General features: G+C 45.9%; 13 protein-coding genes. 9 read left to right on the top strand and 4 right to left on the bottom strand.

Annotation, left to right across the window (positions count from 1 at the left end; all coding sequences use genetic code 11):
- Positions 1-81 precede the first annotated feature (81 nt).
- A complete protein-coding gene (locus OQJ86_RS11985; protein ID WP_265987892.1) occupies positions 82-951 on the top strand; it encodes a LysR family transcriptional regulator in 870 nt (289 codons plus the stop codon).
- Here the strand turns inward: OQJ86_RS11985 and OQJ86_RS11980 are convergent.
- Positions 938-3289 (bottom strand): multiheme c-type cytochrome, encoded by a 2352-nt coding sequence (locus OQJ86_RS11980; protein ID WP_265987891.1) that lies wholly within the window; start codon positions 3287-3289, stop codon positions 938-940. The two genes, OQJ86_RS11985 and OQJ86_RS11980, sit on opposite strands and share 14 nt — an antisense overlap.
- 152 nt (positions 3290-3441) lie before the next feature.
- Complete coding sequence (locus OQJ86_RS11975; protein WP_042603309.1) at positions 3442-4989, bottom strand: arylsulfatase; 1548 nt, start codon at positions 4987-4989, stop codon at positions 3442-3444.
- A gap of 345 nt (positions 4990-5334) precedes the next feature.
- Between OQJ86_RS11975 and OQJ86_RS11970 the strand changes: the two genes are divergently transcribed.
- The 6 genes from OQJ86_RS11970 (at position 5335) to OQJ86_RS11945 (ending at position 13933) form a co-directional block, all read left to right on the top strand.
- Positions 5335-6900, top strand: coding sequence for an arylsulfatase (locus tag OQJ86_RS11970; protein ID WP_038867939.1), 1566 nt, complete (start codon positions 5335-5337; stop codon positions 6898-6900).
- Positions 6901-7106: 206 nt separating this feature from the next.
- Positions 7107-7865, top strand: a complete 759-nt coding sequence (locus OQJ86_RS11965) for a response regulator transcription factor (RefSeq protein ID WP_063345316.1) — start codon at positions 7107-7109, stop codon at positions 7863-7865.
- Positions 7862-9202 carry a sensor histidine kinase gene (locus OQJ86_RS11960; RefSeq protein ID WP_265987890.1) on the top strand — a complete coding sequence of 447 codons (1341 nt, stop codon included), beginning with the start codon at positions 7862-7864 and terminating at the stop codon, positions 9200-9202. Before OQJ86_RS11965 ends, OQJ86_RS11960 begins: the two co-directional genes overlap by 4 nt.
- 108 nt (positions 9203-9310) lie before the next feature.
- Positions 9311-11236: a TonB-dependent receptor domain-containing protein gene (locus OQJ86_RS11955; protein WP_265987889.1), complete on the top strand. Its 1926-nt coding sequence runs from the start codon at positions 9311-9313 to the stop codon at positions 11234-11236.
- 129 nt (positions 11237-11365) lie between these two features.
- Positions 11366-13723, top strand: a complete 2358-nt coding sequence (locus OQJ86_RS11950; RefSeq protein ID WP_265987887.1) for a fatty acid cis/trans isomerase — start codon at positions 11366-11368, stop codon at positions 13721-13723.
- Positions 13724-13741: 18 nt separating this feature from the next.
- Positions 13742-13933, top strand: a complete 192-nt coding sequence (locus OQJ86_RS11945) for a hypothetical protein (protein ID WP_005447215.1) — start codon at positions 13742-13744, stop codon at positions 13931-13933.
- Positions 13934-14014: 81 nt separating this feature from the next.
- On the opposite strand, the gene torS is transcribed toward OQJ86_RS11945, so the two are convergent.
- Positions 14015-16978 carry a TMAO reductase system sensor histidine kinase/response regulator TorS gene (torS, locus tag OQJ86_RS11940; protein ID WP_104028014.1) on the bottom strand — a complete coding sequence of 988 codons (2964 nt, stop codon included), beginning with the start codon at positions 16976-16978 and terminating at the stop codon, positions 14015-14017.
- Positions 16979-17021: 43 nt separating this feature from the next.
- Here torS and torT point away from each other — a divergent pair, with 43 nt between their 5' ends.
- Together torT and OQJ86_RS11930 are read left to right on the top strand one after the other, a co-directional pair.
- Positions 17022-18071, top strand: a complete 1050-nt coding sequence (gene torT / locus OQJ86_RS11935; protein WP_265987913.1) for a TMAO reductase system periplasmic protein TorT — start codon at positions 17022-17024, stop codon at positions 18069-18071.
- 64 nt (positions 18072-18135) lie between these two features.
- Complete coding sequence (locus OQJ86_RS11930; protein ID WP_038867953.1) at positions 18136-18591, top strand: methylglyoxal synthase; 456 nt, start codon at positions 18136-18138, stop codon at positions 18589-18591.
- Positions 18592-18689: 98 nt separating this feature from the next.
- Here OQJ86_RS11930 and helD read toward each other — a convergent pair whose 3' ends face one another.
- Positions 18690-20759, bottom strand: a complete 2070-nt coding sequence (gene helD, locus OQJ86_RS11925; RefSeq protein ID WP_038878876.1) for a DNA helicase IV — start codon at positions 20757-20759, stop codon at positions 18690-18692.
- Positions 20760-20986 lie beyond the last annotated feature (227 nt).

Raw genomic sequence — 20986 nt, 5'->3', positions numbered from 1 at the left:
GATACCAAGATTTGATTAAGATAAAACTTGTCATTTGACGGATAAATAGAGTTCAGATACGTTGATATATAAATTTAGTTTATGGGTAACAAGATGGACTTAAACTTGATTCAAACTTTTTTGGTGGTGGCTGAGTATCAGTCCTACACCAAAGCGGCCGACCATTTAGGCCTTACGCAACCTGCTGTGAGCGCTTCGATTAAACGGCTCGAGCAAGTGGTCGGAAAACAGCTTTTCGTCAAACAAGGACGAGGGATCGCCCCCACTTCAACCGCGTATCAACTCATGCCGCATTTTCGTCAGGCAGTGAGCATCGTAGACAACGCCATTTCAGAAAGAACCACTTTTCAAGTCTGCTGCTCCGAAACCTTACTCCACAGTTTAAATCCGATTGAAAACGTGGTTTTCCACGAGTCTCCACCGGAAAAATACTTGTTGTTTGAACAAATTCGTCAGCAAAAAATGGACTTGGTGATTGATACCATCATCACCAAAGACTCTTCTTTCGTGATTGAAAATGCCTACCATGAACCCGCAATGATCATCTGTCGTCAAAGTCACCCAAGAATCCAAGGGACATTGAGTCGAGAAGATTTTTATCGTGAAAATCACTGTATGTTTTCAGGTAAATGGAATAACACTTCTGGCTTCGAACAGCTTGCAAAAGAGCCGATTCAGGAGCGAAATGTAGAGATCGTAACGTCCTCTTTGGCAGGTATGGCCATGTACGTAGCACAGCGGGATTGCTTGGGTGTTGTCTCTCGTTCGTTTGCGATGAAATGGAGTAAGGCACTCAAGTTACAGATCCTTGAATGCCCGATTGAAATCGACCGTATCCCCTATAAATTCGTTTATCATAAGCGTGATGAGCACAATCCCGCTCATCAGCGCTTAAGGGAACAGGTCAAGCAACAACTTGAGTTTGCCCATGCCGCTCCTATTGATTTATAGAGGCTCTTAAACGCTGAATCACATCAGCTGGCGCAAACTCTCCTAGTTGCTTCAAACACTGCTCAAAAGCAAATGCAACAGAGCCGTCTTTGTAGTTTCTAGCCAGCACCTCACATTCCGCAAACAAGTGCTGTGGGTTGCCACCTACTTTGTAAGCGGTGTTCAACGCTTTGCTGGCCGCAAGCACGTCTGATTTCTCCAGAGCGAGCCCATAAACATACCAATACTGTGGGTTTCGCTCTGCGGTTTCCGCTGCTTGTTTTAAGTATTGGTTGGCTTTCACACTGTCACCTACTCGCAACCAAGCTAATCCTGCACTGTATGGCAAAGCACTCGATTTCGGCTGAGCTTCAATCCCTGCCATCAAGGTTTCTAATGCTTTTTTGTCGTTGCCCTGTGCACGATACAAATCGGCTAAGTTTGCATAGCTGTTCTCGAAGTAAGGTTCTATTTCAATCGCCTTTTGGTAAGACGCAATGGCTTTGTCTGTGTCACCAAGGTCTCGATAGACGTTCGCTAGGTTCGTTCGTCCAAAGCCTCGGTCAGCATTAAAGCGTTGGATTGATATGTAGTCTTCCAATGGCTGTTTGATCTTGTCACGCTGCAGAGGATTCATTTCCGGATAATGACGAACCAGTGCACCTGCGGCTTCTGCACGTACTGATAAGACTGGATCGCTCAGTAATGGTTCGAGGATTTGCCAGCGATCACTGAACTCATAACCAGAAGACCCAGCAACAGCCCCAAGACGAATCATGTCGCTTTCATGCTTCACCGCTCTTGCCAATGACACTAAGGTGTTTTGCCCAGTATTGCCGCCCATTCTCTCCAAAGTTGATGCACGAATAATGTCACTCAACGATGAGTCTTGAGCAGAATACGCTAGCGCATCAGGCGCACCACGATGGCTAATAGAATCGGCGTAGAGTGCCACTGCAAAGTGTTTTTGATTGCGGTATTTCGAATTCGGGAACCACTCACCTATTTTCTGATCCGCCCACTGATTGGTTTCGTCTTCATGACATGATGTACAGACGTTTGGCGTATTGATGTGCTGGCTCAGATCTGGACGTGGCACATGCCAACTGTGGTCACGACGCGGGTCAACTTGCATGTAGGTCGTTTCCGGCATGTGGCAAGTGGTGCATTGGGATGCCTCGGTATTTGCCTCATGGAAGGTGTGATTCTCCGGCATGTAGTCAGACGCAATATGGCACTGAGCACAAACCGCTTCTTCAGGGATTTTTAACTCTGCGGTATGAGGATCGTGGCAGTTGGTACAAGTTACCCCTTTCTCTGCCATGGCAGACTGCAAAAATGAGCCATAAACGTAATCTTCATCGTAAATCTGACCATCGTGATAATAGAGCTCCGGTGTAATTAGGCTTAGACGATATTTATCCAAGAAGGAGCCTTTAACATGGTCCGCACTTTCATTTAACTGTGTACGACGGCTATGACACTGCGCACAGGTTTGAACTTGATGAGTCATCGCGATTTCTTTTGGTTGGAGCGTGCTGTGCCCTTCTTCGTAGACCCACTCTTTTACTGCCATACCTAAATCTCGATCAAAGCCATAATGGTTCGCTGAGGTGATGGTATTCCCAGATTTTTCCGCTTGTTTGGCAAGTTCTACGTGTTCACTGGCTGGGCCATGACATGCTTCGCAACCGACATTGATTTCTGACCATGTTGTTGAATACGTATTGGCAGTTGCATCGTAGTTTTTTTCTAGATTGGTTGAATGGCAATCAGCACACATGAAGTTCCAATTCTGACCCGTGTTCGTCCAGTAAAACTCATCTTTGGGGGTGGTGTCGGGATAAAGATGGAACCAGCGCTGTCCGCCTTCTTGCTTGGCTCTCGAATCCCAAGCGAAAGGAATTAACTGCACACGCCCGTCTTCAAATTCCACCATGTATTGTTGAAGCGGCTCCCACGCAAAGGTGTAGCTGATTTTGTAATCATGCCACTCACCATCAGGCCCTTGGATATTGACCCAATATTCACTCCCTTTTCGATAGAAGCGATTTGGCTTACCTTCAAAAGTGAATGTGTGGTCATCGAAGTCACCGAGAACAGATTCCGCATCGGCATGACGCATCGCCATATCGTGATGAGAACCTTGCCACGCTTCGGTTTCTTTCTTGTGGCAATCAATACACGCTTCGCTGCCTACGTAAGCTTGCGTTGAAGAATTGATTGATTGTGGTGCGACCGACACGGTTTCTTGTGCAGAAGCTGACCGTTTAGATACTGTTTCCTGTGCAAACAGAGAAAAACTGACGAGCGCTGCTAGGCCGATCAAAGCCTGCTTCCAACTTGCCCACTGAGTCATAACTGTCCTTGTGTGTGATTCTTTTTATTCTCTAATCAAAGATAGAAGTGTTTTTCCTTTTTAGACAAGCAATTACATGCGTTTTAAGAAAAAATTAAACACAGTGCAAAAAAAAGAGGCTCCGAAGAGCCCCACATTTGGTTGCAATCAATTTATTTGTTGTGACTTTCCTGCAACTTCTCCATCACTTGATCAAGTGAGAAGCTTGCTGCTTTTTGTCGCGGTGGAAATTCTTCGAACGTTGCCAAGAATTTACCTACATAAGCCTGTGCTGGAACCAGCATGTATGCGTGGTCAATCAGCCAGTCGTAATAAGTGTTAGACGTAATGTCCGCCACTTCGTATGGGTCCATGCGTAGGTTGAAGATCTTAGGCACACGTAATGGCGTAAACGGTTCAGCCCAGATACGTAGTGTGCCTTTTGCGCGCTGCTCTAGGAATACGATCTTCCAGTTGCGGAAGCGAAGTGAACTCAAATCACCATCATCAGTGAAGTAGAAGATCTCTTCACGTGGGCCTTTCTCTTCTTTACCAGTTAGGTAAGGCAAGAAGTTGTAACCATCGAGATGATTCTTAAATGTCTTATCACCCGCCGTGTAGCCTTTCAGCAGCTTCTCTTTGATTTGGTCATCACCAGCCGCCGCCACCAAGGTTGGCATCCAGTCCATGTGGTGCATAATTTCGTTAGAAACGCTGCCCGCTTCAATCTTACCCGGCCAACGTACCATTGCAGGAACACGGAACGCACCTTCCCAGTTGGTGTTCTTCTCACCACGGAATGGGGTTGTACCCGCATCTGGCCAAGAGTTCATGTGCGGGCCGTTATCGGTTGAGTAAAATACGATGGTGTTGTCTTTGATGCCCAAGTCATCCACTTTTTTCAGCAGCTCGCCTACTTGGTTATCGTGTTCTACCATACCGTCGGCATAAAAACTGATGCCCGTTTTGCCCAAGTTTTCTTCTTTCACGTGTGTGCGGAAGTGCATGCGTGTTGCGTTCCACCAGACAAAGAAAGGCTTGTCAGCCTTCACTGCTCGATCCATAAAATCAAGTGCCGCATCTAACGTTTCTCCATCCACCGTTTCCATACGCTTACGCGTTAGAGGGCCGGTATCTTCGATTTTGCCGTCAGCAAAGGACTTAATAACCCCACGAGGACCGAATTTCTTACGGAATTCTGGATCTTTCGGGTAGTCCACATTCTCAGGTTCTTCCTCGGCGTTCAAATGGTAAAGGTTGCCAAAAAATTCGTCGAAGCCGTGATTGGTTGGAAGGTGTTCGTCTTTATCGCCAAGGTGGTTTTTACCAAACTGACCTGTCATATAGCCCAGTGGTTTAAGCATTTCTGCAATCGTTGCATCTTCTGCCTGAAGACCCAAATCTGCCCCCGGAAGGCCAACCTTACTCAAGCCCGTTCTCAATACCGTTTGTCCGGTAATGAAGGTAGAACGGCCTGCAGTACAAGATTGCTCGCCATAGTAGTCGGTGAACATCATGCCTTCTTTCGCAATGCTATCGATGTTCGGTGTTTTGTATCCCATTAAGCCAAATGTGTAAGCACTGATATTAGATTGACCGATATCATCGCCCCAAATGACCAGAATATTCGGTTTCTCTGCTGCGATACTGCTACTTGTCGCGCCGATAAAAGCAGCGGCAAGAATCGCTAATCGGCGTTTCACGCCATAATTCGCTGTCATATAAACCTCTGTATGTAATAGAAAAGTGCATCCTGCACACAAACGTATAGCTCACAAAACAGACTAATGCGAATCAAATAGCATAATTATACTTTGGTTAAAACTAAGGTCTTATATCCCCATTTAGAAAGTGGATTAACGTGACCTAAGTCTCGCTTCAGTTTTCCCCACAAATTCTAAGGTCGAAACAATCAACTGATAAAACAACAAGTTATTTCTCTACATAACTTATGGTTATAAACACTATAAAGCGACATTCTTCAATTGCATCATTAACTTAATAGCCAACGAAGCATGGGCGGTACCTAGGCTTCTTTTCCAACTTACAACCAATTTGGAGTTTTTATGGCTAACCAAATGAGCAAGCTGGCTGTCGGTCTCGGCGTACTGGCAACCTCAAGCGCAGCAGTGGCAGCAGACAAACCAAACATCCTAGCGATCTTTGGTGATGATGTTGGTTACTGGAACATCAGTGCATACAACCAAGGTATGATGGGTTACGAAACCCCGAATATCGACCGTATTGCAAACGAGGGTGCACTATTTACTGATCACTACGGTCAGCAATCTTGTACTGCAGGCCGTGCAGCATTTATCACAGGCCAAGAACCGTTCCGTACTGGCTTGCTTACAATCGGTATGCCAGGCTCTACTCACGGTATCCCTGATTGGGCACCGACCATTGCAGACCTGCTTAAAGGTCAAGGCTACATGACGGCTCAGTTTGGTAAGAACCACTTAGGTGACCAAGACCAACACTTGCCAACTAACCACGGTTTCGACGAGTTCTTCGGTAACCTTTATCACCTCAATGCTGAAGAAGAACCAGAAACTTACTACTACCCGAAAGATCCTGAGTTCCGTAAAAACTACGGCCCTCGTGGTGTAATCAAGTCTTTTGCTGACGGTAAGATTGAAGATACAGGCCCAATGACGCGTAAGCGTATGGAGCACGCGGATGAAGAATTCCTAGAAACGTCACTGGCGTTCATGGAAAAAGCCGTGAAAGCAGACAAGCCATTCTTTATCTGGCACAACACCACTCGTATGCACGTTTGGACTCGCCTTCAGGAAAAATACCAAGGAAAATCTGGCATCAGTATCTACGCCGACGGCATGTTAGAGCATGATGATCAAGTGGGTATTCTACTGGATAAACTGGATGAGCTAGGTGTCGCAGACAACACCATCGTTATCTACTCAACCGATAACGGTGCAGAGACTGTATCGTGGCCTGACGGCGGTGCAACACCATTCCATGGTGAAAAAGGCACGACATGGGAAGGCGGTATGCGCGTACCTCAACTTGTTCGTTGGCCTGGCGTAATCGAACCGGGTACTAAGATCAACGAAATGATGGCGCACCAAGACTGGCTACCAACTCTAATGGCTGCAGCCGGCGTTCCTGACGTGAAAGAGAAGCTAGCGAAAGGCTACAAAGCGAACGGTAAAGACTGGCGCGTACACATTGATGGTTACAACTTCATGCCTTACTTCCAAGGTAAAGAAGAGAAAGGTCCTCGTGAGTCACTGCTTTACTTCACTGCTAATGGTGAGCTAAACGCAGTTCGTTGGAACGACTGGAAACTGCACTTCGCAACCCTAGAAGGTAACATTACCGATGCAGTTCGTTTCTCTCCAAACTGGCCGAAGATCATCCATTTACGTGCTGACCCATTCGAGAAAGCACCGCACGAATCTGGTATGTACCTACGCTGGATGGCAGACAACATGTGGTTGTTCGTACCAATCCAAGACGTTCTTGGTGAGTTCTTCAAGACGCTGCCAGATTACCCAATGCAGCAAGGTCAGATGATGAACCCAGCGTCGATTAGCTACCAATCTCTTGGCCTACAAGGCAAGATGAAGCAGCTAGAGCAACTTCAGCAAGAAGTTAAAAAAATGAACTAGTTTCTTTTGCAACTACCGAAAAAGCCCACCGATTCAGGTGGGCTTTCTTTTTGTCTCGACCTTCCCCGCTTAAGTAAAACTTCTAGACATGTCGCACTTTGAAGGCTCTTTATAAATAACTGATAGCTTTCTCATTCATCACGTTGATTTTAACCAAGTCACTATTGATAATAGTTCGCATTATCGATAATAAGTGATATATCAACATGTTTAGCCCAACGTCAGTCCCCGTTCAGCCAAAGCCAAACTGGTCATCGAGTTCATCCGTTCCTGCTCCTTCAATCTTATTGGTCGAAGATGACCCAGATCTCAACCTTCAACTCACCCGACTACTTAAAGAGCAACGCTATCAAGTCATCTCGATGTTTTGCGGGGATGAAGCCGTTAAGGCTTTTCAGCAGCAAGACTTTGATTTGGTCATACTCGATGTCAACCTCCCTAACCTCGATGGTTTCGAAGTGCTTAATGTCATTCGTTCTCAGTCACAAACACCCGTAGTTATGCTGACTGCATTTGGCGCAGAAGAATATCGAATTCAGGGCCTTAAATGCGGAGCGGATGATTACATCACCAAACCCTGTAACTTCACCGAAGTGAGTTTACGTATAGAAGCAATTCTACGTCGCACCCAACTCATCAAGCAGCCCAATTCAGCAACGCAACTCAGTGAGAGAGAGTTACTCCTCGATAAACAAACTCACACGGTAACGCTCCATCATCGTCCTGAGATGAACCCCATTCAACTGACACCTATTCAATTTAAACTGCTGTGGACGTTAATCGAGCACCGCGAAGAAGTACTGAGTAAACCCTTCCTTTACCAGACCGTACTAGAACGTCAATTTAGCCAATATGACCGAGCCCTAGACATGCACTTAAGCCGTGTGCGTAAACGCCTCATTGCAGAAGGTATGTCGAACGACCGTATCCAGACCGTGCATGGCAAAGGGTATATTTTCAAATGAAGAAAATGTTGTTCTGGCGACTGTTTGTCGTCTTATCTCTCGGTGTGGTTATTTTCTTTTCTTTGATTCATAGCGCTGCCATTCTTTCTAATGAAAAGATGAGCTACCTTAAGAAGTCCCACCGTCAACAGATCCTCGATTGGGGCTCTACAGCACAAACCTATATCGACCAGCAAGATTGGCAAGGTTTGGACGCTTGGTTAGAAGAACTCGCTTCTAATGAGTCTACTTGGGCAACGGTTCTGCAATCACACCTAGACGTAAAAGGCGGTAATCCGCTCAATGAACGGTTTTGGGAAGGCTACGGCATTGGTCGAAGTGTTGAATGGAAAATCAACCTCGATTTTCCAGACAATCCAATCATGGAAGTGCCGCTTTCTCCTTTTGGGTATCATTTTCTGATTCTACTGCCCGACCGAATGCGCCCCGGAACTTACATGTCCCATGCGTTTTGGTTGTTCCGTTTTGTGATTCCATTTCTCTCTTTACTGGCACTTACGGTGTATTTGTACCGTTACGTCATGCGTCCATTACAGCAGTTCCACCGAGCAAGCCAAGCTTTCAGCCAAGGGGATTATTCGGCGCGAATTGGACAGACCATGAAGTTAGGCAACGATGAAATAAGCCAAGTCGCGCGAACTTTCGACAAAATGGCGGAACGAACCTCAGATGTGATTCAACACAACAGAAACTTAATCGCCGACATGTCACATGAGATACGTACCCCACTCGCTCGAATAGAAATGGCCATAGACTGCGTCGATAAAAACATTGAGCGCGAGCAGATGTTACAACGCATCAAAAGCGACACTCATAAGATGCGCAGTACAGCAGAAGACACTCTCACCCTTGCATGGATTGAAAACGAACAACCGAACCTCAGAACGGAAGCATTTGACTTAGCAGAACTGGTTGAAATCATCGTTGAAGATGCACGATTTGAATACCCGGATAGGCACGTGTTACTGCAGCAAGACGAATCATTACCTATCAATGACTCCAACCAAATGGCACTCAGCCAATCGTTAGAAAACGTCATTCGCAACGGTTTACGTTACACCCAACCTAATGAAGCGCTAAAAATTGAGGTGCGAAACAGTAGCGAGCATTATCAAATCGTCATTACCGACTCTGGACCTGGTATCGACCCAAGTTTGTATCAACAAATTTTCAAACCTTTCTTTAAGGCCAATAATCAAGTCGCATCACGTAAGGGCTTTGGTGTTGGGCTCGCGTTAGCGAAAAGGCATATTGAAGCCGTTGGCGGCAAGATCGTTGCCTACAATGCGCCAGAGCGAGGTTTAGTGATGGATATTACCTTGCCCAAACGACGTTAAGCCTCACCCATAACAAGGATTGTAACAGTTGTAAAAGTCGTTTACTCAGCGTGGAAGAATCACCAAAATCTCACTCGATAATAATTCTCATTAACAATGGAGGTTACGGTGTCTGCTTCAACCGTATTTAAGCTAAGCCCACTTAACATCGCGCTTTTAGTGGCGTCACAAGCGACTTACGCCAAGGATGATATGGAAGTTATCGAGGTGACTGGTCACACACCGGAAGGTGTCGATATCTCGATAGACTCTGACCAACTAGCAAAATCCCAAGCTCAAGATCTTAATGATATTTTCAGAAAGGATGCCGAAGTCAGTGTCGGTGGCTCATCAGGTATTTCTCAAAAGATCTACGTCCGAGGTCTAGAAGATACGATGCTGAATGTCTCTATCGATGGTGCAGAACAATCCGGTAACCTATTTCACCACCAAGGCCGATTATCGATCGAGCCAGAGCTGCTTAAGCAAGTCGATGTGAGTGCAGGCTCCGGACGAGCAACAGACGGCCCTGGCGCACTTGGCGGCGCAATTAAATTCACCACAAAAGATGCACACGATCTGCTCGCTGCAGACCAAACCTACGGTGCAATGTTGAAAGGTGGCTACTACACCAACAATGAAGGCTACAAAGTATCGGCAAGTCTTTATGGTGAAGTCGCCGATCAACTTGGTTTGTTGGCATCATTCGGTTACATCGATGGTGACAACATTCAAGATGGCAAAGGTGAAGAGCAGCCTTATACAGCGCTAGAACAGCAAGTTGCCCTCCTTAAGCTATCTGGTCAACTCAATGACGAACACTACCTCTCAGTAAGCTACGACTATCGTAATGACGATGGACGACGCTTGAATCGCCCGCACTTCCAACCAAGTTTCAAAAACGAACCTTTAGACCAAGAGACGGACCGCTCGACATTCACCTTAAACCACAAATACAGCGCGAGTGACCTATTCAATCTCGATACGACCTTCTACTACACGGACAGTCGTCTTGCCCACAAAGATCACCCACGTTGGGGAACGAGCGATGGCTCAATTCAAACTTCTGGCGTGAAGAGCTTCAACACTAGCAAACTCACCGACCATACTTTGGTTTACGGCCTAGATTACAAGAAAGACAAATCAGAATTTGAGACCAATTACGATGGTAAAAAGGATGATGAAGAGAAAGGCACTGTCTACGGTTTGTTTGTTCAAGACGACTGGATGCTGACAGACGCTCTTATTCTCACCGCTGGTGCTCGTTATGATTGGTATGAACTGACCGACAACATGGGCCAAGACTTTGACTCAAGTGGCTTTAGCCCTAACGTTGGTATCAATTACAACGCCTTTGAAGGTTTGAACCTATTCGCGAGCTATGCGGAAGCGTTTCGTGGGCAACAAATCAAAGAGTTATTTGTCATCGACTACCGCGAAAATGATCCAAACCGTAAGCCAGAGGAAGCGCGCAATCTAGAGCTGGGTGCAAACTACCAATATGACGAATTCTTTGCTGGCTTAACCTTCTTTGACAGTACCATCAAAGATGTCGTCACCAATCAAGGGGCCGTGTACACCAATGTTGGCGATTTAGATAATCAAGGCATCACCGCTTACCTAGGTTATGCGATTTCAGATGTGTCAGCTCGCTTGAGCTACAACCAATCACGCCCAGAACTCAACGGCACTCCACTTTCGGATGATGACTCCACCCTAGGCACATCAATCGGTGACACTTGGGTGCTTGATCTGATCTATCAGCCGATGGAAACACTGGAGTTTGGCTGGAATGCTCGATTTGTTGAACGTCTAACCGACGTGGCGGATCCAACCGTTCATCCAGAAAAGCCAGGCTACGGCGTACACGATGTTTACGCATATTGGATGCCCCTCGCTGACGAAGAGTTATCTCTAACGCTGTCTGTGAAGAACGTATTCGACAAATACTACTTTGACCATGCGTCGTACATGGAATACATCGGTAGCCCTGTTGCCCAAGGCTACGCAAGTCCGGGTCGAGACTTCCGCTTTAACGTGACTTACGCGTTCTAGGTTTGTCTCTTGCTTTGCATTGACCTAACAATAACAACCCGGAAATCGGAGCAATTTGCTCCGATTTTTGGTATTTGGCGACTTATTTTGCTTTAATTAACGCAAATTCAATTTACTCAAAATAACTCAATGAATTTACGTTTAATTTTTACACTGTGTATCGCCACTCTGTTTGCAGGTTGTGCGACCTATGCGGGCCTAAACTACGACAAACTGTTTGGCCCTGAAGAAGTGCGCGAGCGTACTGTTGCTCTTGAGACGCCCCAAGCGGACTTCTTTCAACATGAAGTAAAACCTATCGTCAATAATCGATGTGTGGTTTGTCATGCCTGCTACGATGCCCCTTGTCAGTTAAAACTCTCTTCCGTAGAAGGCATCGACCGTGGTGCAAGCAAAGCTTTGGTTTACGAAGGCACACGCTTGACCGCAGCAGCCCCAACTCGCTTATTTGAAGACGCGCAAACTACGCAAGAATGGCGTGATGCTGGCTTCCATCCTGTGCTCAACGAGCGTGAGCAGAGCATGGCGGCTAATATGGATGCAGGTTTGATTGCTCGTATGTTGCAACAAAAGGAACGTCATCCACTCCCTGATCAAGTTCAATTAGAAGGCTTCGATTTCTCTATCGACCGTGAACAAACGTGTCCGACGATAGAAGAGTACGCAAAATACGAACAAGACAACCCGACATGGGGAATGCCTTTCGGAATGCCGAATCTAACGGCGATAGAATATCAAACGCTCATGCTTTGGCTGGAAAATGGCGGCATCATGAATGCGCATATCCCGCTTACCGAGCAACAAAAAGCTGAGGTACAGAAATACGAGACGCTGCTGAACAAGAGTTCTCGCAAAAACCAACTCGCCGCTCGTTATATTTACGAACACCTTTTCTTATCGCACCTGTTCTTTTCTGAACTGGACGGTGAGCAACCACGATTCTTCACTCTCGTTCGCTCTTCGACGCCACCGGGAGAGCCAGTAAAACGCATCACAACGCGTCGTCCTTATGATGATCCGGGTGTTGAACGCGTGTACTACCGCATCATTCCTGAGCAAGGCACTATTGTCGACAAGACGCACATGCCGTTTGCGCTGAACAAACAACGTATCGAAAACTGGAAAAAATGGTTCATCGATGCCGATTACGAAGTGGCAAAATTACCAAGCTACGAGCCTGAAATCGCCGCAAACCCAATGACCGCATTCATCGATTTGCCGGTGAAGTCGCGCTTCAAGTTCATGTTGGACAACGCTCAGAACACCATCATGGCTTACATCAAAGGCCCAGTATGTCGTGGTCAGTTGGCATTAAACGTAATCAATGATCGCTTCTGGGTATTCTTCCTAGACCCAGACAAAGCCGACATTCCTGAAGTCAACGAATTCTACCGCTCACAAGCAGCGAACCTAAAACTTCCCGGCGAGCTTGAAAGCAATACTGTGCCAGTAACCAACTGGGTGAAATACTCGCGTCAGCAAGCACGCTACCTAGAAGCCAAATCTGACTTCATCAACAAGTGGTTTAAGAACGGTGAGCACCTATCGACCGACGTAATTTGGGACGGCAACGGTACAAATCCGAATGCAGCTCTTACGGTCTTCCGTCACTTTGACAGCGCGTCAGTGGTGCAAGGTCTAGTGGGTGAACAACCGAAAACGGCTTGGGTTTTGGACTATGCCCTGCTTGAACGTATCCACTACCTACTTGTTGCAGGCTTCGATGTGTACGGTAACTTTGGCCACCAGCTGATTACCCGAATGTTCATGGACTTCTTACGCCTTGAAGGGGAAAGTAACTTTATTGCCCTACTGCCTGCTGATATGCGCCACCAAGAACATTCAAGTTGGTATCAGGACCAACCGCGTCAACTGAGTGACTTCTTACAACGCAACGTTGCGCCATTTAGCCAACCGACCAGTGTTGTGTATCACACCGACGATCCTAAATCGGAGCTATTGGATATTCTGCGCAAGCAAGTATCACCTATCTTGTTGCCACGATACGACATCGTCGATACCGCGCTGACCGTAGAGAATGAGCAGCAGTTGGCGAGCATCAACCAAGTTCGTGGTGAAGGGCTAAAAACGGTACCGCAAATCACGATGCTAATGGTGCGCAGCAAATCCGGTGAGGATGAGCTTTTCACTCTTATTCATAATAACGCTCACATCAACATTTCTAGCTTGTTTGATGAGGAGAGCAATCGAGACTTTGCGAAAGATGACATGACCATTGTTCGAGGTGTGGTTGGCAGCTATCCAGCAGCGTTTTTCTCAATTGAAGAAGATCAAGTAAAAGAATTTGTCGATCAATTTAGCACCCTTAAATCCGAGGATGATTACGTTAAGTTACTGGATAATTTTGCTATTCGCCGAAGCTCAGAAAAGTTCTGGCCATTTAGCGATCGTATCCACGATTGGTATCGTACAAAACAACCGATCGAATTTGGTTTACTTGACTATAATCGTTTTGAGAATCGATGATGATTTAAGGGGGTTCTCATGAGTATCCGAGACAACATCGCCGCTCTCGAGCAACAGATATACGTTGCCTGCTCAGAGGGGGATTACGACACGGTCAACATGCTTGAGCACCAACTCGAATACTTGCGTGGCAGAATGGAACATCCGTTCGAAGATGATCCTTATGCTCTAGACACTCGGTTCGAGTGGGAAGATGATCTGACCGAATAGAAAAAACCTCCGGCGCAAACCGGAGGTTTTTGTTTTTAGCCCACGAGCTAACCGCAAGACGCAAGGCGCATCACACGCCTTTTATTCTGCCATCAAACGGTCAAGTGCAACGACCGAATCGGTCACTTGCTTCTTAATAATGTCTTGCTCGCTTGAGTATACTTCTAATGGTTCTGATGCAATTTCAATGCTTTGGCAGGTATCCATCAATGCCGTCAAACCTAAGCTGCCTGCACTGCCTTTCAACTTATGAGCAAGATCTTTTACTGCTCGGCTATCGCCATTATCCGCAGATGTTTCCATCTGACTCAGTACGTCAGTACTGGTTTGTCTAAACAAGTCGATGATGTGCAGCATTTTCTCTCTACCCAAGATCTTCATGTCTGACTGAATCACATTCGGATTGATGATAACCATTGCTGGCTCCTCTGCTGTCGGCTCATTGATGACCGGTGTCTCGTTAATATCAGTGATTGTTATCGTCTCATCCTGAGGGTCACACTTGCTCATTTGGGGCAGCAAAAGCTGTTTGCCATCTAACATGTCTTGAATAAGCGTAGCAAGTGCTTCTTTTTCCATTGGTTTCGGTAAGTAGCCATCGAAACCCGCTGCTAAGTAGCTTTCTACTTCTTCAGCAAATACGTGAGCAGAAACCGCAACCATTGGTGTTGGTGCAAGTGCTTTATCTGCTGGTTTGTTACTTTCTATTTGTTTCAGTCGATGAATCAAGTCAGTGCCATTACAGTCAGGTAAATTAATATCGACTAATGCGATATCGAAGTCCTGTTTTTGCATGATTCGTTCCGCTTGCGCACCATCTTCCGCCATGACGACTTCATGCCCCATGCTTTCTAAGAAACCTTCCGCAACCACCCGATTTACCGGATTATCTTCGACAATGAACACCTTCGCTTTGATCTTGCACCGTGCACTCGCAATAGAAACGGTTTCAACTGGTTCACTTTCCTCCAAAGGAATCGAGAACCAGAAACGGCTACCATGACCTTCATCAGAGTCAACGTCCAGGCGTCCACCCATGGCTTGAATAATACGGCGGCTAATGGCTAAACCTAAACCTGTACCACCAGTTTGATTTAAACCACCTTCCGCTTGGGTGAAGGCATCAAACAACGTCTTCTGGTCTTTTTTCGCAATGCCAATTCCGGTATCTGAGACTTCAAATAAAACTTGTGATTCGTCTTCTGGATTCAAGCTGACGTAGATATCAATCTCCCCCTCCTCAGTAAACTTAATCGCGTTACCAACTAAGTTATTCAACACTTGGTTGATACGTGTCACGTCACCTTTCCAATAACGACCTACATCGCTTTCAATATGGTAAGAAAAGAGCAACTTCTTCTCTTGTGCCTTACCGTTCATTAGCTGGAAAGTGTCTTCAACGATCTGATGCAAGTCGAAACCTAAACTTCGTATCTCTAAGTGCCCGGCTTCGATTTTGGAGTAATCTAAAACGTCATTTAAGATCGCCAATAGGGTTTTGCCACTGCGGTTGATGATCTCTGCATAACGCTTTTGAATTGGGTTTAGCCCTGAGTCTATCAGCAGGCGAGCGGTTCCGAGCACTCCGTTCATCGGTGTCCGAATTTCATGACTCATTGTTGCCAAGAAAGCAGACTTCGCACGGCTAGCTTGTTCGGCTTGTTTCCGTGCTTTCGCGTGGTTAAGCACCTCTTCATTTAAGCGACGGTTTGCTTGTTTCAACTGAGAGGTACGTTGCTCGATCAACTCTTCTAGGTGCTCTTTGTGTTCTTCTAATTCTCGCTTAGCTTGCGCTTCGCCTTCGGCCACGACTTTAAGCGCTTGCGCCGTGTTACGTGCCGTAATGATCGCCTGCCCCATATGTGCAAGTTCGTCTTTGCCTTTTACTTCTAACTCAACCGCCAAATTACCTTGTGCAACCGACAATAGCGCTGCCGAGTATTCCCCCAGACGCTTAACCACCGAAACATACACGACACGCCACAAGATCAAGACAACGATGATCAAACCAATGATAGAAATCACCGTCAGGGACCACTGTGCGAACTTCAAGGTATTCGTAAGCTCATCGACAGCCACACGTGTCGTTTGGTTTGAGTCATCCACCAGCTTGTTGACGGTACCATTTAGCTCAGAGAAGAGCTGTAACGTCCCTTGCATTAACTCTTGAGACTGCTCGTTGTTTTCGTATTGTTGAAGCAGGATAGTAAACACAACTTGTCGTTTACCCAGCTCTTTTAGTAGTTGCCCCATCTGCTCTGAGCGAGTCGGGTCTTCTACCGCCAATACACGTCGCTTCATGATTTTTAGATTGTCTTCAAACTCAGTTTGGATTTGTTGAATACGATCCACATTGGTGAGGGTGCGAGCTTCTTCAATCTGGTTGAGCATCTTAAACGCCAATAAGTGCAATTCATGCAGTCGCTCAGTCAGATCGAGATCGACTTCTACGAGCGCATCCAAAGCTTGGTAAACTTGAGCTTTTTTGTTGGTTTCAAGAAGGTCATAAATATGAGTGACGTTAGCAACCGCGATCGTACTGGTGTTTTGAACTTGGGTGCGAGTCAGTTGCTCAAGCTCTTCACTCAATAAGCGCATTTCTTCTACGCGCGTATCGATCTCTTTGGCGAGCCACAGCTTTCTTTCTACCGTCACACCCAATTCAGCTAGATTATTGATGACGTTTTGAACGTGATTTTCTAAGGTTTCGAGTAAATCAGCGTCAAACGACTCGCCACCCAGTTCTTTGATGTGAGTAAGCAGCGATTCAAGCTGATCAAACAGCACTCGTCCCGCCTCTTTACGCTCTTGTTCATTTTGCGCATTCGACAACATTTGCACCGATGAAATAATGCGAGTGCTGAGCTCCGAAACTTGTCGAGCTTCAATCATTGCCGGAATGGCAGCGTCCACCACGTTCCTTTCTGTTTTTGCCACCAGAGAAAACCCTGATACACCGATTAGCGCAGACAGCATGACCAGCATTGCCATCGCAATGAAAGACAATAACAGTTTGCGACCGATGCTTGCGGTAGCTAGCAACATATTTTCCTGACCTTAATATTCGTGTTCGGCGACATATTACGTTATATTTTGCAGTGTTTACTTAATCTATGCCAACGAACTTCATTTCATGGTTATAAATCAGCGCTCATTTCGCACAATTTTCAAGCATTCAGCTCTCGCAATGTCACTTTTCGCTTCAGTGCCAGCTTTTGCGACAGAGAAAGTCTGTGCTATTTACCCTCATTTAAAGGACTCATACTGGTTATCAGTAAACTATGGAATGGTTTCCGAAGCGGAAAAACTTGGTATCAACCTTCGTGTTTTAGAGGCTGGTGGTTACCCAAACAAAACTCGCCAAGAGCAACAACTGGCTTTGTGTACCCAATGGGGTGCAGATGCCATTATTCTTGGAACGGTCGATCCACAAGCTTACGAACACAACCTGAAAAACTGGATAGGCAATACGCCCGTGTTTGCGACCGTAAACCAACTTGAACTCGATCAAGAACAAAAACAGCTACTTCAAGGTGAAGTTGGTGTTGATTGGTATTGGATGGGTTACGAAGCAGGTAAGTTCCTCGCAGACAAACATCCGAAAGGGTCAGGCAAAACCAACATCGCTTTATTGCTTGGACCAAGAACACGTGGCGGAACAAAACCGGTAACAACGGGGTTTTATGAAGCGATCAAAGACAGCGACATTAACATCGTCGATTCCTACTGGGCAGATAACGACAAAGAACTGCAACGCAATCTAGTCCAACGTGTGATTGATATGGGCAACATTGATTACATTGTTGGCAGCGCCGTTGCGATTGAGGCCGCAATCAGTGAATTACGCAGCGCGGGTAAAACCGAGGACATTGGTTTAGTTTCGGTTTACCTCAGCCATGGTGTTTACCGAGGTTTGTTGCGTCACAAAGTCCTATTTGCACCTACCGATAAAATGGTCCAACAAGGCCGTTTATCAGTGATGCAAGCCGTGCATTATTTACGTCAGCAACCGTATGAGAAACATGCGTCACCAGCCATTAAAGCGCTAACTCCGAAGACTCTTCATGACGACACAATTGAAGAATCGTTATCTCCGTCAGAATATAGGCCGACATTCAGCGTTAATGCAGTTGATTGATAGATAAAAAACGTGTTTTATTGGACGGCAACGAATTTAAAATCATAAAAATGGAAATAACTTGATGCAAAAAAAGACTCGTACCATGCCAGCGCACAAACATGTGGCATTGGTTGCCCACGACAACTGCAAGCCTGAGCTACTTCGTTGGGTTAAAGAGAATAAAGAGAAACTGCAAAGCCACTTCTTGTACGCTACAGGCACGACTGGCCACATGCTAAGCAAGGAAACCGGTCTAGCAATCAAGAGCATGATCAGTGGCCCAATGGGCGGTGACCAACAACTTGGTGCTCTCATCTCTGAAGGCAACATCGATGTACTCGTCTTCTTCTGGGACCCACTGAACGCTGTACCGCACGACCCAGATGTAAAAGCGCTGTTGCGTATTGCAAGCGTGTGGAACATTCCGGTCGCGACAAACCGCGCTACAGCTAAGTTCCTATTCAATTCCCCACTGATTGACCAAGAAGTGGACATTGAAGTGCCAGACTACGACGCTTACCTAGCAGAACGAACATAAGCTCTGAACGTTAAATCACACATAAAACAAAGGCGATACTGAGTATCGCCTTTGTTGTTTCTAACCGAAGAGAAACGCTTCTAACGTGAAGTCTTTATCTAACGAGAAGTGACAATTGGATAATCGCCGTTCACCAATTCTTGAACAAACCCAGAGCCAGCACCGGTGTGCGTGATCCATACTTTCTCTTTAGCACGAGTCAGCGCAACATAGAACAAACGACGCTCTTCCGCATAAGAGAATTTGTCTTTTGACTCCGTCAATGCGCCATCAATGTGGGCTTGCTTTTTCTTAGCAGGGAACTGCCCTTCGTCCACAGACAAGATAATAACAAAATCAGCTTCCCTCCCCTTACTTGCATGACACGTCATAAAGCGAATCTCAAGGTTCGGGAAACGCTTCAACCAATCGTCATATAGATCGGGTTTGTGATAATGGTTTCGCCCTAACAGCAGTACCGATTTCGTTTTCTTCGCTTGCTGGTTAAGTTGATCTAGGATCTTCTCAACTTGATTGCTTGGTGCAGTATGTACGCTCTTTTGTTTACGTTGCTTATGGCTATTGAGTGTTTTCGGCAATTGCGATGGGTTTTCTTGGATGAACGTGTTCGCAACGTCACCAATTTGATTGTTAAAACGGTAGGTCGTATCAAGGTAATGAACCGTTGAGTGAACAAAGCGATCTTGGAACCCAGTTGTTAAATCCACGTCCGCTCCAGCAAATTGATAAATCGCTTGCCAATCATCCCCCACAGCAAACAAAGTCGCGCCGGTTTGCTTCTCTGTCGATTCACACAGAGCTTCAATCAAAGCCAAGCGGTCTGGAGAGATATCTTGATACTCATCTACCATCACAAAACGCCAAGGTGAAATGAACTTACCTTTGGTCACATAATCCGTCGCACGACTGATCATGGTAGGAAAATCGACCTGGTTGGTTTCTTTGAGCATTTTTTGCCATGCACTAAAACATGGCCAACACAAAGCCAGTTCGCTATTCAAGCGCGTGTAGTCTTGATGATTCACTAGCTTCTCTTGCACTTGCTTTTTGGTCAAGCCGACCGCAGCAAGTTGCGAAAGCTGACTGTCTAACCAAGCAATCAACTTAGGGTTTTCTGAATGGCTACCTAGCTCATCGTCACCTTTCAAATAAGCAATCGGCCATTTATCCAAGTGCTTCTGCCAACGTTTAAAGTTGGTTGGTGTCATCCAATGTTTCTTAAGCCAGTCAATACACCAAGCCGAGCGTTGATTATCGTCTAAAGCCAGCGGACTAATTTCGACCGGTTGAGGTTCGACTTGATTAAGAATACGTAATCCAAGCTGGTGGAAGGTGTTCACGCGCACGTTTTCTGCCGCGAGGCCAACCTTATCAACCAAACGCTCCTTCATCTCTTTAGCCGCATCACGGCCAAACGCTAACATCAACAATTCTTCTGCTTGCGCTTGGTGACTTTGTAGTAAATATGCCACGCGTGCCGTCAATACACTCGTTTTACCAGACCCAGCACCCGCTAACACAAGGTTATGATCATCATTGAGTAAGACGGCATGCTGTTGGGAGAGATTCAGAGGTGACGACTCAATACGGTTGAACAACACTTCCCAATTCGGGCGTTCGTTCTCTAGCCAATCATGGTTACGTTGGCTCAAAGTTTTCGACGTTTCAGAAATCCAAGGTTCGATTTCAGCCATGCGCTTTGGCATGCGCATTTTCGCTTCAAGGAGACTGGTTTTAATCTCAACCAATTCGTTGTTGAGTTTATCGACCCAATTTTGTACTTGAGAATGCGGTAAGTAAGCAGGCAAGTTTTTAAGCTGATATAACTCGTCTTCCCACTTAGGCAGAAATTCGGCAAGCTTACGGCATTGAGTATTATGCCAATCCTGATATTGACGCACCGCTTCTACAGCAAACTTGCGACATTGTGGCCAAGGTAGACCTTGAACTAACCAGCTTTGTTGTTTGCCATCTTGCTCATGAGCAAAGAATTGCAAAGAGCTCCATAAAAGACCTCTTTTGACCGACACTTTGCCATTCCAAATCGTAAACGGGATGTGTTCTTCACTACCCACTGAACATAATAAAACACTGTTTTCTTTTATTTCGACTTGGTAATACTCATTTTGAATAAAAAACTGTGCTTTATTAGAGGCAGTAAGCTGCATGAAAGGTGCGCCTTTTGATATAGAAGTTCCCGTTTTATATCATTTTAGACGGTTAAATTGTAGCGATGGATGAAGCACAAATCGCGTTCTGTCGGTATTCTTAATTAAAATTCACATTACTGTTGAATTTGTGAACAAGAGACACGCTTCCATCACAAGCCTCCTTCAGTAAGTCAATGACAATTCTGTTGATTTCCTGAGCAACTGATGATTTTTATTAAATTAGG

This window comes from Vibrio sp. Sgm 5 (assembly GCF_026241575.1).
GTDB classification, from domain to species: domain Bacteria; phylum Pseudomonadota; class Gammaproteobacteria; order Enterobacterales; family Vibrionaceae; genus Vibrio; species Vibrio jasicida.
The sequence above is the reverse complement of the archived record's forward strand: the minus strand, read 5'-3'. Positions and strand labels throughout refer to the sequence as shown.

Excerpts from the sequence above, each read along its gene's own strand:
- OQJ86_RS11985 (WP_265987892.1), top strand. The coding sequence starts at position 82 with ATGGGTAACAAGATGGACTTAAACTTGATTCAAACTTTTTTGGTGGTG.
- OQJ86_RS11980 (WP_265987891.1), bottom strand. The coding sequence starts at position 3,289 with ATGACTCAGTGGGCAAGTTGGAAGCAGGCTTTGATCGGCCTAGCAGCG.
- OQJ86_RS11975 (WP_042603309.1), bottom strand. The coding sequence starts at position 4,989 with ATGACAGCGAATTATGGCGTGAAACGCCGATTAGCGATTCTTGCCGCT.
- OQJ86_RS11970 (WP_038867939.1), top strand. The coding sequence starts at position 5,335 with ATGGCTAACCAAATGAGCAAGCTGGCTGTCGGTCTCGGCGTACTGGCA.
- OQJ86_RS11965 (WP_063345316.1), top strand. The coding sequence starts at position 7,107 with ATGTTTAGCCCAACGTCAGTCCCCGTTCAGCCAAAGCCAAACTGGTCA.
- OQJ86_RS11960 (WP_265987890.1), top strand. The coding sequence starts at position 7,862 with ATGAAGAAAATGTTGTTCTGGCGACTGTTTGTCGTCTTATCTCTCGGT.
- OQJ86_RS11950 (WP_265987887.1), top strand. The coding sequence starts at position 11,366 with ATGAATTTACGTTTAATTTTTACACTGTGTATCGCCACTCTGTTTGCA.
- OQJ86_RS11945 (WP_005447215.1), top strand. The coding sequence starts at position 13,742 with ATGAGTATCCGAGACAACATCGCCGCTCTCGAGCAACAGATATACGTT.
- torS (WP_104028014.1), bottom strand. The coding sequence starts at position 16,978 with ATGTTGCTAGCTACCGCAAGCATCGGTCGCAAACTGTTATTGTCTTTC.
- OQJ86_RS11930 (WP_038867953.1), top strand. The coding sequence starts at position 18,136 with ATGCAAAAAAAGACTCGTACCATGCCAGCGCACAAACATGTGGCATTG.
- helD (WP_038878876.1), bottom strand. The coding sequence starts at position 20,759 with ATGCAGCTTACTGCCTCTAATAAAGCACAGTTTTTTATTCAAAATGAG.